The sequence below is a fragment of the Agrobacterium vacciniicorymbosi genome, assembly GCF_040427045.1.
Taxonomy (GTDB): domain Bacteria; phylum Pseudomonadota; class Alphaproteobacteria; order Rhizobiales; family Rhizobiaceae; genus Agrobacterium.
Genome location: NZ_JBETMF010000003.1, coordinates 98,036 through 111,776, shown reverse-complemented (window position 1 = coordinate 111,776; position 13,741 = coordinate 98,036). Strand labels below are relative to the sequence as shown.

Here is a 13,741-nt window from a genome sequence, read left to right as displayed (position 1 = left end):
ACTACGTCCGCAATTGGCGCAAAGCGGAAGACCGCAATCGTCCCGAAGCGGACATCACCGGAACATCATCGCGACACGACATCAGGCTGGTTCGACCTGAAGTGGGAATTCGCCACGGGTCAGCAGAGGCACAAAACCATCGTCGAAGCGTCCGAGGCGGATGAGGCCTTTGGAATATCGGTAGCTGTCGTAGAAAAATACGAGGTTGCCCCATGGCGCATAATAGGCGACGTCGCCGGGACGCTCGTTGTCGAACGGTTGATCGACGACCTGGGTGAGTTTCCGCGGCAGATAGGCGATTTTCTCGTTGGTCGAGTAGTCCTCTATCGTGAGCTGGAGCGGCAATATGGAGACAAGCTCCCGCGCTGACGGATTGTCCAATAGGGTCGCCGTCATGGTCTGTTCGTTGAACGACATCCTGAATTTCATAGCTCGCTTTTCCTTATTAGTCTCCTGCCCGAGCGCCAGGGTCGGGAATGATATGGCGGCAATGGCCGCACCGAGAAATGAACGTCGTCTGATCATAGGCCGATCCTCCATCGTCGAATGTCTTGCATTAAGAGAGCGCTTTCGATGTTCGGAACGCGAGCGCCGATGCCAGAACCAGTAGCGCCGCGCTGGCTATGAACGTCGTGCGATATCCCGCCGTATCGTAGAGCAGTCCACCGATCACCGCACCCAACGTGATGGCGAGCTGGACGACGGCGACCATCAGGCCGCCTCCGGCCTCGGCATCCTGCGGCAACGAACGTGCCAGCCAAGTCCACCAGCCGACGGGAGCCGCCGTCGCGATCATACCCCAGATGAAGAGCGCCAGCGCGGTGATCGGCATATTGCTTCCGAAGGCGATGAGTGTCGCGGCCACGATTGCCATGAGTGCCGGTATGACGATGAGAACCCGATACAGGTTATTTCCAAGGAAATAGCCGATAAGGCTGGTGCCGGCGACACCCGCTAGGCCTATGCCCAAAAGGATGAAGGTGAGCGTCGTGACATCTGCCTTTGTCACGCTCTCAAGAAATGGACGGACATAGGTGAACAGCGAGAACTGACCCATAAAGAAGACGGAAACCGATATCATCCCTATCGCAACCAAGGGACGCTTCAACAGCCTGAACGCGTTCTTGGATGTCTTGGATGCCACCGGTTTCATGGGCGGCAGGCTGATCGACTGCCAGAGAAAAGCAACGACCGCCACGGGAACGACGGTGAAGAACGCGCCACGCCACCCGATGATCGAACCCAGGAATGCTCCGAGCGGCGGGGCGACGACGGTTGCCAAAGCGTTGCCGCTATTGAAGATGGCGAGTGCGCGCGGCACCAGATGTTCCGGCACGAGGCGCATGGCGATCGCCGCGGACATCGACCAGAACCCGCCGATGACGACGCCGATCAGCGCGCGCCCGATCATGAAAATCTCGTAGTTCGGCGCAATCGCCACGATGGTCCCGGAGACGATCATCAACGCGGTCAGGAGCAGCAGCAGGACCTTGCGATCCCAGTTTCCTGCCAGATAGGAAATGAACAGGCTGGTGAGAACGGCGAACGCCCCGGAGATGGCGATGGCCTGACCTGCCGTTCCTTCGGAGACGCCAAGTTCGCCTGCAATCGGCGTCAGCAAGCTGACCGGCATGAACTCGGAGGCGATGAGAGCGAAGACGCAGAGCGTCATCGACAGAACCCCACCCCAGTTGGCTGGTTGGATTGTCGCTTCATCTGCGGGAGCTGTGATCTGTATGGACATGTTATTTGTGAACTTCTTGAGTTTTGCACCTGCGGCGCTCAGTGCGCGCCGGCGCGTTGTGCATTCGAGGATCGGCGACGCGTGCCGGAACGGCTGCGCCAGATGGTCATCACGTAGTGGGTTGCGATTGCGGGAATCGCCACGACGCCGAGCCAGTGGCCGAAGAATGGCGTCACGGACTGCCTGAAATTCCAGACGTCGATGCTGTAGGTGAAAGTGAGTTTGCCCCAGACATCGAGGACCGAGAAGCTCCACAGCGCATAGCCTGCAAGCATCAGGGTCACGAGGCGAAGCACGATCGTCCTCGCCATGCTGGTCGCCGACCGGAAGAATGCTGACCGACAGATAGCCATCACGCGCACCCAGTGCAGGTCGAGATGGATACCGACGATCATCATGGCCCAATAGGCTGAGAACCAGTGGACCTCGCGCAGATAAATGCTGTCGGGGATCGGCAGCGCGGCGAACAGCGATTTCGAGATTGTGAAACTGGTCACCAGCAGGACGAGCATGTTCAGGACGAGCGCGGCATGAAGCGCTACGATCACAACGCGTCTCGCGTCATAGCGCCCGCGCTTGAGATTGCCGAACCAGTGCCGATTGACGGCGAGATGCCATCCGAGCGCCACGAACATGACCGTGCCGAATATTTCGTGCGGGAGGTTTTCCAGCCACCAGTATGCCAACGACAGCACGAGCAGCGCCATCATTATAGCCGGGAGAAAAAGGCGATTGAGAAAAGGCGATGTCATGTCTCGCGCTCCGGTTCCGTTGCGGATCGCAATCAAGGCTTGAAGCTTCGCGCATCGTTGAAGGTGAACATGAACTGGCGATCCTGCCGGGTCTGGTGACAGGAGAAACATCGGGCGGGACTTTCATCGTCCGTCTTGATCGAGCGATCCGTGTTGAAGGCCTGATACGCCCAGTCATCGGGGCCGTCGCCGTTCTTCTGGGCGATCAGGTAGCGCGCGAGGACATCGCTCTGGTGATCGACGAGAACCACGTTCGTCCCTGTCGGAACGGGTTGTCCGGCTTGGATGGCATCGAGAGCCGTCTGGTTGATCAGCATGTGCTCGCGTGTAACGCCGCGCCGCACTGTGGTGTAGTGGACGAGCTTATCCAGATCGGGGAACGTCACGGAGCCGACTTGCGCGAGGGCGGCCGTCGGCCCGGAGCCTTCGGGTAACAGCAGATATCCGCCAATGACCGTTGCAAGAGCCACGAAGCCGAGCAGACCGTATCGAGCGACATTCTGTGCCATTCCTGACCGCAACCTTTCTTTGTTCATCAATCGAAGTCCCCCAGCGCGGGGATGAGCAGGACCAAAGATAGAGGATAGCCAACTGGTAAATTAGCCTGCTGAAACGGGATGTCTTTATGAATGGTGCTCATGAGAATCGAGCCCGTCACGGCGGAACTATCGATCACTCATCATTTGCGTTCGCGTCATAGGTCAGCTTCATTTATGAGTATCGCTCATGACGACATCCCTCGCGAGCTGGCTAATCCTGCCCACGGACTAGCCCTATTCTCCATGTGACAGCCAGCCGACCGCACATCGCGGCAACCTCTCAAGGAGAATGAAATGAGCGACCGAAACGAAACTGCAGGTGCGGGCCCGGACATGGGCCGCCGTGGCCTTCTCAAGCTGACCACCATCGGTGCTGCTGCAGTTGGCGCAGCGTCCATCATGACAGCATCACACGCACAGGCGCAGACTTTGAACATGACGCAGGATTGGGACAAGACATTCCCGAAGAGCGAAAACGTCGACCATCAGAAGGTGACGTTCTCGAACCGCTACGGCATCACGCTGGCGGCCGATCTTTATATGCCGAAGATGCGCGCCAGTGGCGGAAACCCGGCAATCGTCGTCAGCGGCCCGTTCGGAGCGATCAAGGAACAGTCTTCCGGCCTCTACGCACAGCAGATGGCTGAACGCGGATTCATCACGCTCGCCTTCGACCCGTCCTATACGGGCGAAAGCGGTGGCGAGCCGCGCAACGTGGCATCGCCGGACATCAACACGGAGGACTTCAGCGCAGCGGTGGACTACATCGGGCTTCGCCAGGAAGTCGATCGCGAGCGCATCGGCGTCATCGGCATTTGCGGTTGGGGCGGCATGGCGCTCAACGCCGTCGCCTCGGACAAGCGGGTAAAGGCAGTAGTCGCCAGCACGATGTATGACATGACCCGCGTCATGTCGAAGGGTTACAACGACGCTGTTACGCTGGAGCAGCGCTCCCAGGCTCTTGAACAGATGAGCCGCCAGCGCTGGGCCGACGCGGAAAAGGGAACCCCGGCATATCAGGCGGCGTATAACGCGGAAGTCGGGCCTGACGCGCCGCAGTTCATGGTCGATTACCATGACTATTACGGGACGCCGCGTGGATATCACAAGCGGGCGGTCAACTCCGGGAACGCCTGGACGCAAACAACACCGCTATCGTTCATGAATATGCCGATCCTGACCTACATCGCGGAAATCTCGCCGCGGCCGGTCCTGTTCATCCACGGCGAAAAGGCACATTCCCTTTACTTCGCACAGACGGCACATGCCGCGGCGGCCGAACCGAAAGAATTGATGGTGATCCCGGGCGCGAGCCACACCGATCTCTACGACAAGGTCGACATCATTCCCTTCGACAAGCTGACCAGCTTCTTCGAGCAGCATCTGTCCGTCTAAGCAACGGGACCTTCACGCGAAAGTTGGTGAGCCTACTTGATGTGGGCTCATTTTTCGATTCATGCGCATGATCCATATGCCATAATGAAAGCCCCGAAATGAAGGAGGCTCATGAATGGCGCGGGATACTGTCAATGATCTGGTCGCGTTCATCGCGGTTGCCCGAGAGCAGAGCTTTACCCGCGCCGCCGCAAAGCTTGGTGTATCGCAATCGGCGCTCAGCCATACGCTTCGGCAACTCGAAGCCCGGCTCGGTGTGCGCCTTCTCACGAGAACCACGCGTGCGGTCTCGCCTACGGAGGCTGGCGAGCGCCTTCTGAATGGTATCGGCCCGCATTTCGACGATATCGAAGCGCATGTCGACGCCCTAAACGATCTGAGGGAAAGACCGGCAGGAACGATCCGGATCGTGGCCGCCGAATACGCGATCAAGCATGTCCTTTGGCCCAAGCTGAAAAAGCTTCTACCTGATTACCCGGATATCAAGGTCGAATTGATTCTCGACAATGGGCTGACGGACATCGTGACCGAGCGCTTCGATGCCGGCGTGCGCATGGGCGAACATCTCGCGAAGGATATGATCTCTGCACGCATCGGCCCGGACTTTTGCCTCGCCGTGGTAGGATCACCTGACTATTTCAAGGATAGACCGCACCCGAAGCATCCCAAGGACCTCGTCAATCACACCTGCATCAACTTCCGACTCCCCAGTGCCGGCGGTCTCTATGTCTGGGAATTCGAAGACAAGGGGCGAGAGATCAAGATCAAGGTCGATGGCCAGCTCGCGTTCAACAACAGCTTCAACTCGCTTGAAGCAGCACTGGATGGCTTCGGGCTCGCCTACATCCCGGAGGAGATGGTCCTTCCTTATGTCGAAGAGGGACGGCTCATCCGCGTGCTCCAGAAATATTCGCCGCCATGGGACGGCTACTACCTGTATTATCCGAGCCGCCGACAAGCTTCGCCGGCGTTCCTGAAGGTTCTGGAAGCCCTGCGGCATCGCAGCTGAGGAGAAGTGACATCGGCGACGAACTCTTCGGCTCGTTGAGCGGACTGAGACAAAATGGCAGCCTATGTCCGCTTAATGGCGCGAGAGAGACCACCGGCTGTCGCCGATGGTCGAGAACCTATAGCTCGATCTGCTCGGCAATTCTGAGGGCGTCATCCACCTCGACGCCGAGATAGCGAACGGTGCTTTCCAGCTTCGTATGACCGAGCAAAATCTGGACGGCCCGGAGGTTACCTGTCTTCTTGTAAATCTGCGCTGCCTTGGTTCGCCTCATGGAGTGGGTGCCGTAGGCGCTAGGATCAAGTCCGATAGACGCGACCCAACGGTGGACAATCCGAGCGTATTGCCTCGTGGACAAATGATGCGACATCTTCCGACGGCCTGGAAATAAATAGCTGCCGCCGTTCCTTCGAACGAAGGGAAGCCATGCCACGAGCGCAGTCTTCGTCTGCTCCGTCACCTCGAACTGCACGGGTCGCTTCGTCTTCTTCTGGATGATGGTGGCTCGATCCCGGATCGAACTACCCGACCATAAGTCCTCGACCCTCAGCTTGACCAGGTCACAAGCGCGGAGCTTGCTGTCGATGGCGAGGTTGAACAGCGCCAGCTCTCGGATGGCCCCCCTCATTTCGAGCCTGACGCGGATCGACCAAACGTGCTTTGGCTGCAGCGGTCGCTTCTGTCCGACCAGAATTCCCTTGTTCCATGGAAAACGATTACGCAGTACGGCGGTGTCCATGCTAAGGCCTCCGCCACTCCTCCCACCGCGTCGCCTCCATCAGGCCGACCAACAGTAGCACATCTCGTCGCTACTCGGCCCGAAGCGGACGTTAGCGTATGGTTACATCCGCTTGCCTGAATTGCGCCTATAGGCGGCGATCGATTGTTAGCTTGCCGCGGCTCAGGCCTGCGCGTTTGAAATCCTCTGTTAACGCCCGATTTAATCCAATTGGTCAGAACCTCTGAGCACAGAGTGACTTAACGATATAAAGATATCATTATATGATATTGACTGACAGATCACCTTTCAATATGGTCATCGTGCCTAAGGTTCTCCGGTCGTTGCATGCAACGCGCCGGGGCTAAGAGGGAAGTCGGTGCTCCGTGTCATTCGGAAATGCCGACGCTGCCCCCGCAACTGTAAGCGGCGAGCTGAAGTCCACTATGTCACTGGTTTAATCCGGGAAGACGGACGGAAGCGATGAACCGTGAGCCAGGAGACCTGCCTTCGGCGAAATAACGTCCACGGGCGGGGTGTCCCAGTGTGCCGTAGCAAAGGCTGCTTTGTCGCGGCCTGTCTTGCTATGCGTCCGCAGACCCATGCCCCCAACTCCATAGGGGCAAAACATGTCTCAGACCTGCAATTTCACAATCACAAGCGTACCCCTCGACGAGGACTATCATCCTTCGGAACATACGCGCCTCACCACCAATTTCGCCAATCTGGCCAGGGGCGAAAAGCGGCAGGAAAACCTGCGCAATGTCTTGGCGATGATAGATAGCCGCTTCAACGCCCTCGCGCATTGGGACAATCCCAAAGCGGACCGATATTCGGTCGAGCTGGAGATCATTTCGGTCGAAATGAGCCTGAATGTTGATAGCGAGACATTTCCTCTGATCGAGATACTGAAAACGACGATCATCGATCACAAAACCGGTGAACGTATCGACGGCATTGTGGGGAATAACTTATCCTCCTATGTGCGCGACTACGACTTCAGTGTCGTGCTGCCGGAGTATAACAAGAGCCTGCCTGCTTTCAGTGTTCCGGCCGACTTCGGCGACCTGCATGGGAACCTGTTCAAATCCTTTCTGCGGTCGGATGCCTACCGGTCGCAGTTTCGCAAACAGCCGGTCATTTGCATCAGCGCCTCCACCAGCAAGACCTATTCCCGGACCGAAAATCATCATCCCATTATGGGCGTCGAGTACCGGCAACATGAGTTCTCCCCCACCGATGAGTATTTCGGGAAAATGGGATTGCAGGTTCGTTACTTCATGCCTGCGGGTAGCGTTGCGCCGCTGGCCTTCTATTTCGTCGGCGATTTGCTGGCCGATTATTCCAATATCGAACTGATCGGCATCATCAGCACGATGGAAACATTTCAGAGGATTTATCGCCCTGAAATCTACAATGCGAACGCAGCGGCCGGGACATTTTACCAGCCCAATCTGAAGCATCAGGACTACTCGCTGACCCGGATCGTCTACGACCGCGACGAACGCAGTCGCCTGGCGGTGGATCAGGGCAAGTTCACCGAAGAACATTTCATCAAGCCATACCGCGCCGCCCTTGAGCAATTTCTGGCTCACTGCGCCGCCTGATCAACACCGAAAACAGGTCATCATCATGAAGAAGCTTCTCCCCACATCGACCGCCGGTAGTCTGCCGAAACCCTCCTGGCTTGCGCAGCCTGAAAAACTGTGGTCGCCCTGGAAACTGGAGGATGAGGAATTGCTGGAGGGCAAGAGAGACGCCCTGCGCCTTTCACTGGACGATCAGCAACAGGCCGGAATCGATATCGTCAGCGATGGCGAGCAAACACGCCAGCATTTCGTTACGACGTTCATCGAGCACCTCGACGGTGTTGATTTTGCAAAACGCGAAACCGTCAGAATTCGCGATCGCTACGATGCTAGCGTTCCGACAGTCGTCGGCACCGTGTCTCGCCAGAAGCCCGTTTTCGTCGAGGACGCCAAATTCCTGCGTCAGCAGACCAAACGGCCCATCAAATGGGCGTTGCCGGGTCCAATGACGATGATCGATACCCTCTTTGACGACCATTATAAGAGCCGTGAAAAGCTCGCCTGGGAATTTGCCGGGATACTGAACGAGGAAGCAAGGGAGCTGGAGGCTGCCGGTGTCGATATCATCCAGTTCGACGAGCCTGCCTTCAACGTCTTCTTTGACGAGGTGAATGACTGGGGTGTTGCCACCTTGGAAAGGGCAATTGAAGGGCTGAAGTGCGAAACCGCCGTCCATATCTGCTACGGTTACGGCATAAAGGCCAATACTGATTGGAAAAAGACCCTCGGTTCAGAGTGGCGTCAGTATGAAGAAACTCTCCCCAAACTGCAGAAATCCAGCATCGGCATGATTTCCCTCGAATGCCACAACTCACATGTTCCCATGGACCTTCTGGAGCTTGTTCGAGGGAAAAAAGTGATGGTCGGAGCCATCGATGTGGCAAGCGACGCAATCGAAACTCCGGAGGACGTCGCAGCAACGCTGCGCAGGGCGCTCAAGTTCGTCGACGCAGACAACCTTTGCCCCTGCACCAATTGCGGCATGGCCCCCCTGTCTCGCCGTGTGGCAAGAGGCAAGCTGAATGCCTTGAGTGCAGGAGCCGAGATCGTCAGGAGAGAGCTCTCGGCGTAGTGCCGTCTGAGCGGCAGGAGGCCGACATGAACATGGTGAGTCACGGCTTCGACGATGTGGACAAAGCCACGTTTCGCAGTGGCATGTCGCGCCTCGGCTCGGCTGTGAACGTCGTTACCACCAGACACGACGGGAAGCGTTACGGCTTCACAGCCTCGGCGGTCTGCAGCGTCAGCGATACGCCAGCAACGCTTCTCGTCTGCATCAATCGCGCGAGCTCGTGTTTTCATGCTTTTGAAAATGCGAGCCGCTTCTGCGTCAATACGCTTATGCCGGGCCAAGAGGATATTTCGAACCTCTTTGGAGGAAAGACCCGGGCGGACGATCGATTTGCTCTAGGCGATTGGAGGGAAGGCCTAACTGGTGTCCCCGTGCTGGCCGACGCTTCGGTCAGCTTTGAGTGTGAATTTACCAATGCCGTGGACGAGGCAACCCACCGCATCCTCTTCGGGCGCGTAATCGGTATTCGTGAGAACGAAGAACGGGCAACACTGCTCTATTGCATGCGTCGCTATCTCAGCGGCTAGCTCCACGATCGAATCTCGGGAATGACCGCTAGTGGCGCATACGAGACAAAGTCGCTTGCGGCGTTTTTGTTTGGCTATCAGTTCAGCCTGTCTAGCCCTCGTCGAACCGTTCGGGGATGGACATGGTAATTGCGGGCCACGTCGCTCATCGACGTACCAGAATTCAGCGCAAGACGGATTTCCTTGCATTGTATCTCTGTCAGCGTGGGACGTCGTCCAAAAATACTTCCACGTTCCTTGGCTGCCGCGATGCCCGCGATAGTTCTTTCTCGTATCAGCGATTTCTCGAACTCGGCGAGAGCCGCGAGAATGTGGAATATCAATTGGCCACCTGGCGATGAAGTATCGATGCTTTCGGTGAGCGAGATGAGGCCAATTCCGCGTCGCTTCAATGTTTCGACCATCGAGATCAGATGTGCAATTGACCGGCCTAGGCGATCGAGCCGCCACACTATCAATACATCTCCGCGCCGGAGGGCTTTCAGCATCGACGACAATCCACAACGATGTTCAATACTTCCCGATACGCCGTGGTCTTCGAATATACGATGACAGCCAGCCTGATGCAGAGCATTCTTCTGCAAGTCGAGGTGTTGGTCGACAGTCGAAACCCTAGCGTATCCGATCCTTGCCATGTCGCCACTGAAGCCTTCCATCCAAAACGTACCAAGTCATGACTTGACAGAAATCAACACATTCGCCGAGGCGGCATTAGACTTCCCAATCAGGTCTCGAGTTCAACGATCAGAGGTACTTACGCGTAGAACAACAACCTCCGGTCCGTCGTGACAAATACGTTGGTATCCGTCTTCCAGGACACCCACCGCTTGAGACCGAACGTCTCATTCACAGACCTCGCACGACGAATGACCGATGCATGGCTGGCTTCGTCGAGACATCCGGAATCTCCAACCGAAATCTGTCGGTCGGTGGAAGACCTCCTGAAAATCAACATGGTGCTGATGTCGATAAAAACGATCGCGACGCCGTCGAATTGGCGGGTGGAGTTCGTCAGAAAATACGGGATTCCTACAGGATTGATCAATTCGGATCGTCTTCAAAAATCCGGTCTTCTCGGAAATTTTTTCGATATAGGCCTGTGTAAGTCGGACCTCGTCGAGGTTTGCCAAAAGGTGATGACCAGCGGACGTCCCATAACCGGCAAAATCGATCAAACGATTGGTAATGCGAGGCTGGCGGCGAGTGGCATCATCTTGCCGGACCCTACAAGAGAGAAAGCGTGGTGCGTCATTCTCGGAGAGGTCCACTCCATCACGGTCGTTCCCCGTGACACACGCTTCGACGACGTCGACGTGTCGATCCTCCAATTGCTACGAGAGGGAATGTCTGCGCGAGAGATCGGTAGCTTGCTCGAGCTTTCTCCCAGGACGGTCGAACACAGAATAGAGAAGATGAAGGCACGTGCTGGCGTTAACACGATATTGCCTCTATTGACAGGTTGGCTCTAGTGCGTTGCTTGTGGAGTTGTTATTGTGATGGTGACTGCGAAAGGAGAACGCCATGGAACGAGAATATGGAGAAGCCGAGGAATTTTCCGGAATGCCGGAACAGGTTTACCAAGACCTCTTGCGTAGATCGCGGCAAATATCCCTAGAAACATCCTTGACCGTTGCCGAACATCGCGAGATCGTTCGGAGAGAGCGTGCGCAGCGAAAAGAATCCGGCCTGGCTTTAACGGTGGATTTTTGATGGAACTTGATCCTTCTACCAAGCACGACTTCCACCGAATTTACAATCATCACGAAGAGTACAGCGGCGATGAAAAGGCGGAGGAAATCGAAGACCAGATTTATGCTGATGTTGGAAATTGCGACTCATTGCCGACTGCAACTCATAAAGGTTTAATTTTTAAACGAGTGCAGAACGGTTACCGTTTTTTTTACGGAAATGTTGGTGCGTGCAACATCATCTATGCCATCTATCATGCAAAGGAGGATTGGCAGAACCTGATCCTAGATCGTTACGAGACCTTTAGCGACGCGTGAAGTAGCATTAGCTTCCCCCCGCGTAAGACGTCGTGTTTTCGTTCTTCAAGTTATTATAGTGATTCAGTTTTCTCCTAGTCCCCCCAGCTGACGAACTTCAGGGTGGAGTTGCCGTTCATCTTGTAGCTGACAACTTCGCAGCCAGTCTTAGCGCGGACCGGCGCAGCACCCTTCAATATCAGCGTATGCCAACCGTGCTGGCGTCCTGAGACCTCATATGGTGCGGGTTCACAGCCACGCTTGAAAAAATATGCTGTCCCCCGGATTGAGGCGGCATCGTCGTATGGGTCCCAAGGTGCGCTGGCTTTGAATAGTAACGCACCGTGCTTCACGGTGTCGCCGATTGATTTCTTGGGATCGCGATAGACGATGGTTCCCTGACTTGGAGATACGATCATGGCCGATCCGTTGTGGTCGAAGACCTGGCGGTTATCGACGAGAGCCTGGACCTCGTCGTCCGAGGTAAAGTATTGATCAGTCGGTTGGGGACCGCAATCTGGCAGCATCGTGCCGGATGAGTAGAGGCGTCCGTCCTGCTGCCGGGTAAGATAAAAATAATAGTTGCCGTGCGGATCGCGCGCGACGGCACCGCCGAAGCCGCGGTCGTAAACCGCATTCACCGACCATTTGCAGCTGGGACCATTCCCTTCGACCGAAAAGGTGATTTCCACTGCTCGCTTCGATTTTGTGTCACTGATTTCGATATAGCAGGTGCGGCCCTGGTCGCAGTCGCGTGACCAGCGTCCCAAGAAGTTGCTGTTGCCAGCGACTGTCTCTGCGAAGCCTGTCGTTATGCCAAGAAGCAGCATGGGGATGGAAAAGGCGGCAGTGAGTTTCATGTCTGGAATCTCGATCATTCTGGAATCGAGGACGCCGCCTCTGGCGTCCTCGATTTCGGCATTGCGTATTCCTCGGTCGCGAGGCTTCGGTAATGCACTGTTCAGAGCTTTGGGGCAGGTGCGGCGCTACTGAGGGTCTTAGCGCGCGCGGCGTCAATTCTCTTTCGTGCATCCTGGTTGTCGGTGTCGAAATCACTCACGAGATCGAGATGGTTCATCATGCCCATATCGAGTTCGCTCGCGAGACCGGTTTGGTTGCCGCGGACAGTGAACTCGATATACAGCCCACAGAACGCCGCGCTCTCTTTGCCTTTCCCTGCTGTGTGTTCATCCAGAGCGACAGGAAAATCCGATGTTCCGACGCAGCCGAGCGGTGATTCCAGCTTCTCAGCCCGTGCTTCCGCCGCTTTGAATTTCCATGCCGCCGAGATGCTTGTCTCGCTTTTGTGGAGATAGGACGGTTCGCCGTATTTCTGCACCGCGGCCGCATAGACCGATTCCGTCGAGGGTCGCTCAGAAGGTCGAAACCTCAACTCGCGGCGTACGGCGAAGAGCTTGTTACCGCTCCCAAGCCCCGTGAACGCGAATTGCATACGCTCGTGTTCCATGTCGTCTGGACGGCTTAGGTCGTTGTAGAGCGTTCGACCGTTGGCGACCCATTCCGAACCCTCAGTGAGTTTCCATTGCGAGAATCTGGTTTGTCCATCGGGACGTAGTTCATCATACCGCGCAATGACCTGTTCGGCATTCATGCCCAGCGCCATCCCGTTGATATCGAATTCCGCGGCGTGTGATGCCGCAGACGCCGTGCATGAAAGCACGATCGAGAGAATGATGTTTTTCAATTGAAGCTCCGGAAATCAAATGACGGGTTATCGGCGACCGGGACGGACTTGCCAGAGGCTGCCAAGTACCAGTAGCCCGAGAGCGATGCTGCCGGTTCCCAGCGACACGGCACTCGACAACGAAAACTGACGTGTGGCGGCTGACCCGAGCATCTGCGACATCTGTCTGTTCGCGGCGTTCATTTCGCTCAGGCCGTTCAGGAGCGTGACGACGACGTAAAGTGTAGTAACGGCGGCGACGGCGAAAGCCACGATTTCGATCATCCGCCGATACGGGCGTGCCTGTGGCGCAAATCGACTTCCGATGGAAATCAGGAATGCAAGCGGCAGAAGGTATGCCGTACCGCCCAGGAGATGCGGTGATGGGAGAGCGATACCGCCGCTGAACCCCATGGTTTTCATGGTGACGATTGGAAGCGAAATCGCCGCCACGGAAAGTGCGGCAAGCAGCGCCGGTATTACGAGCTCTTTTCCGTGCGCGGACGGAAGCGAATGTTCATTTGTGTGTGTCAAGGCCAGCCCCTGTTTAGCTAAATAGCGATAGGGCAGAAGTTGCCCTGGGGTGGACAATCGGGCCGGCGTCTTACCTATGAGGAAATTTCCGAGGGGGAATATACCCTGGCTTGCGATTTGGAGACTTCGTTTCTCAGTCTATCGTCAACACCATGCTGACCACACAAGGTAAAAATACCCTGTGCTGCATCAG

General features: G+C 56.3%; 17 protein-coding genes and 1 riboswitch. Of the genes, 8 read left to right on the top strand and 9 right to left on the bottom strand.

Features of this window, described 5'->3' with window-relative positions; all coding sequences use genetic code 11:
• Positions 1 to 81: 81 nt before the first annotated feature.
• The 4 genes from ABUK73_RS06460 to ABUK73_RS06445 are packed head-to-tail and all read right to left on the bottom strand — an operon-like array spanning position 82 to position 3,032.
• Entirely contained in the window at positions 82 to 525 is a 444-nt protein-coding gene (locus ABUK73_RS06460; protein WP_454892330.1) for a cyclophilin-like fold protein, read from the bottom strand.
• Between the two features lie 31 nt (positions 526 to 556).
• Positions 557 to 1,744 carry an MFS transporter gene (locus ABUK73_RS06455; RefSeq protein WP_353576556.1) on the bottom strand — a complete coding sequence of 396 codons (1,188 nt, stop codon included), beginning with the start codon at positions 1,742 to 1,744 and terminating at the stop codon, positions 557 to 559.
• Between the two features lie 38 nt (positions 1,745 to 1,782).
• Positions 1,783 to 2,496, bottom strand: coding sequence for a DUF4405 domain-containing protein (locus tag ABUK73_RS06450; RefSeq protein WP_353576555.1), 714 nt, complete (start codon positions 2,494 to 2,496; stop codon positions 1,783 to 1,785).
• 32 nt (positions 2,497 to 2,528) lie between these two features.
• On the bottom strand, positions 2,529 to 3,032 hold the full coding sequence (locus tag ABUK73_RS06445; RefSeq protein WP_353576554.1) for a cytochrome P460 family protein: 504 nt from the start codon (positions 3,030 to 3,032) through the stop codon (positions 2,529 to 2,531).
• Between the two features lie 297 nt (positions 3,033 to 3,329).
• Here ABUK73_RS06445 and ABUK73_RS06440 point away from each other — a divergent pair, with 297 nt between their 5' ends.
• Together ABUK73_RS06440 and ABUK73_RS06435 are read left to right on the top strand one after the other, a co-directional pair.
• Entirely contained in the window at positions 3,330 to 4,430 is a 1,101-nt protein-coding gene (locus ABUK73_RS06440; protein WP_353576553.1) for an alpha/beta hydrolase, read from the top strand.
• Between the two features lie 115 nt (positions 4,431 to 4,545).
• A complete protein-coding gene (locus ABUK73_RS06435) occupies positions 4,546 to 5,439 on the top strand; it encodes a LysR family transcriptional regulator (RefSeq protein WP_353576552.1) in 894 nt (297 codons plus the stop codon).
• A gap of 118 nt (positions 5,440 to 5,557) precedes the next feature.
• Here ABUK73_RS06435 and ABUK73_RS06430 read toward each other — a convergent pair whose 3' ends face one another.
• Positions 5,558 to 6,178, bottom strand: coding sequence for a tyrosine-type recombinase/integrase (locus tag ABUK73_RS06430; protein WP_353576551.1), 621 nt, complete (start codon positions 6,176 to 6,178; stop codon positions 5,558 to 5,560).
• A gap of 292 nt (positions 6,179 to 6,470) precedes the next feature.
• Positions 6,471 to 6,683: riboswitch (cobalamin riboswitch) on the top strand.
• Positions 6,684 to 6,786: 103 nt separating this feature from the next.
• On the opposite strand from ABUK73_RS06430, the gene ABUK73_RS06425 reads away from it, so the two are divergent.
• From ABUK73_RS06425 to ABUK73_RS06415, 3 genes are read left to right on the top strand one after another with little or no spacing between them, the layout of a single operon-like run.
• The gene (locus ABUK73_RS06425; RefSeq protein WP_353576550.1) at positions 6,787 to 7,764 is read left to right on the top strand and encodes a DUF1852 domain-containing protein; all 978 of its coding nucleotides are present in this window, start codon (positions 6,787 to 6,789) and stop codon (positions 7,762 to 7,764) included.
• A gap of 25 nt (positions 7,765 to 7,789) precedes the next feature.
• Positions 7,790 to 8,818, top strand: a complete 1,029-nt coding sequence (locus tag ABUK73_RS06420) for a methionine synthase (RefSeq protein ID WP_353576549.1) — start codon at positions 7,790 to 7,792, stop codon at positions 8,816 to 8,818.
• A 26-nt stretch (positions 8,819 to 8,844) separates the two neighbouring features.
• The gene (locus ABUK73_RS06415; RefSeq protein ID WP_353576548.1) at positions 8,845 to 9,345 is read left to right on the top strand and encodes a flavin reductase; all 501 of its coding nucleotides are present in this window, start codon (positions 8,845 to 8,847) and stop codon (positions 9,343 to 9,345) included.
• 77 nt (positions 9,346 to 9,422) lie between these two features.
• Here ABUK73_RS06415 and ABUK73_RS06410 read toward each other — a convergent pair whose 3' ends face one another.
• A complete protein-coding gene (locus ABUK73_RS06410; protein WP_353576749.1) occupies positions 9,423 to 9,980 on the bottom strand; it encodes a recombinase family protein in 558 nt (185 codons plus the stop codon).
• 231 nt (positions 9,981 to 10,211) lie between these two features.
• Between ABUK73_RS06410 and ABUK73_RS06405 the strand changes: the two genes are divergently transcribed.
• From ABUK73_RS06405 to ABUK73_RS06395, 3 genes are read left to right on the top strand one after another with little or no spacing between them, the layout of a single operon-like run.
• Positions 10,212 to 10,814 (top strand): helix-turn-helix transcriptional regulator, encoded by a 603-nt coding sequence (locus ABUK73_RS06405; RefSeq protein ID WP_353576547.1) that lies wholly within the window; start codon positions 10,212 to 10,214, stop codon positions 10,812 to 10,814.
• A gap of 52 nt (positions 10,815 to 10,866) precedes the next feature.
• Complete coding sequence (locus ABUK73_RS06400) at positions 10,867 to 11,055, top strand: hypothetical protein (protein WP_353576546.1); 189 nt, start codon at positions 10,867 to 10,869, stop codon at positions 11,053 to 11,055.
• Positions 11,055 to 11,351 carry a hypothetical protein gene (locus ABUK73_RS06395; protein WP_353576545.1) on the top strand — a complete coding sequence of 99 codons (297 nt, stop codon included), beginning with the start codon at positions 11,055 to 11,057 and terminating at the stop codon, positions 11,349 to 11,351. Before ABUK73_RS06400 ends, ABUK73_RS06395 begins: the two co-directional genes overlap by 1 nt.
• 74 nt (positions 11,352 to 11,425) lie before the next feature.
• Here ABUK73_RS06395 and ABUK73_RS06390 read toward each other — a convergent pair whose 3' ends face one another.
• From ABUK73_RS06390 to ABUK73_RS06380, 3 genes are all read right to left on the bottom strand, one after another.
• Positions 11,426 to 12,208 (bottom strand): hypothetical protein, encoded by a 783-nt coding sequence (locus ABUK73_RS06390; protein WP_353576544.1) that lies wholly within the window; start codon positions 12,206 to 12,208, stop codon positions 11,426 to 11,428.
• Between the two features lie 83 nt (positions 12,209 to 12,291).
• Positions 12,292 to 13,035 (bottom strand): hypothetical protein, encoded by a 744-nt coding sequence (locus tag ABUK73_RS06385; RefSeq protein WP_353576543.1) that lies wholly within the window; start codon positions 13,033 to 13,035, stop codon positions 12,292 to 12,294.
• 27 nt (positions 13,036 to 13,062) lie between these two features.
• Positions 13,063 to 13,548: a hypothetical protein gene (locus tag ABUK73_RS06380; RefSeq protein ID WP_353576542.1), complete on the bottom strand. Its 486-nt coding sequence runs from the start codon at positions 13,546 to 13,548 to the stop codon at positions 13,063 to 13,065.
• Positions 13,549 to 13,741: the final 193 nt, after the last annotated feature.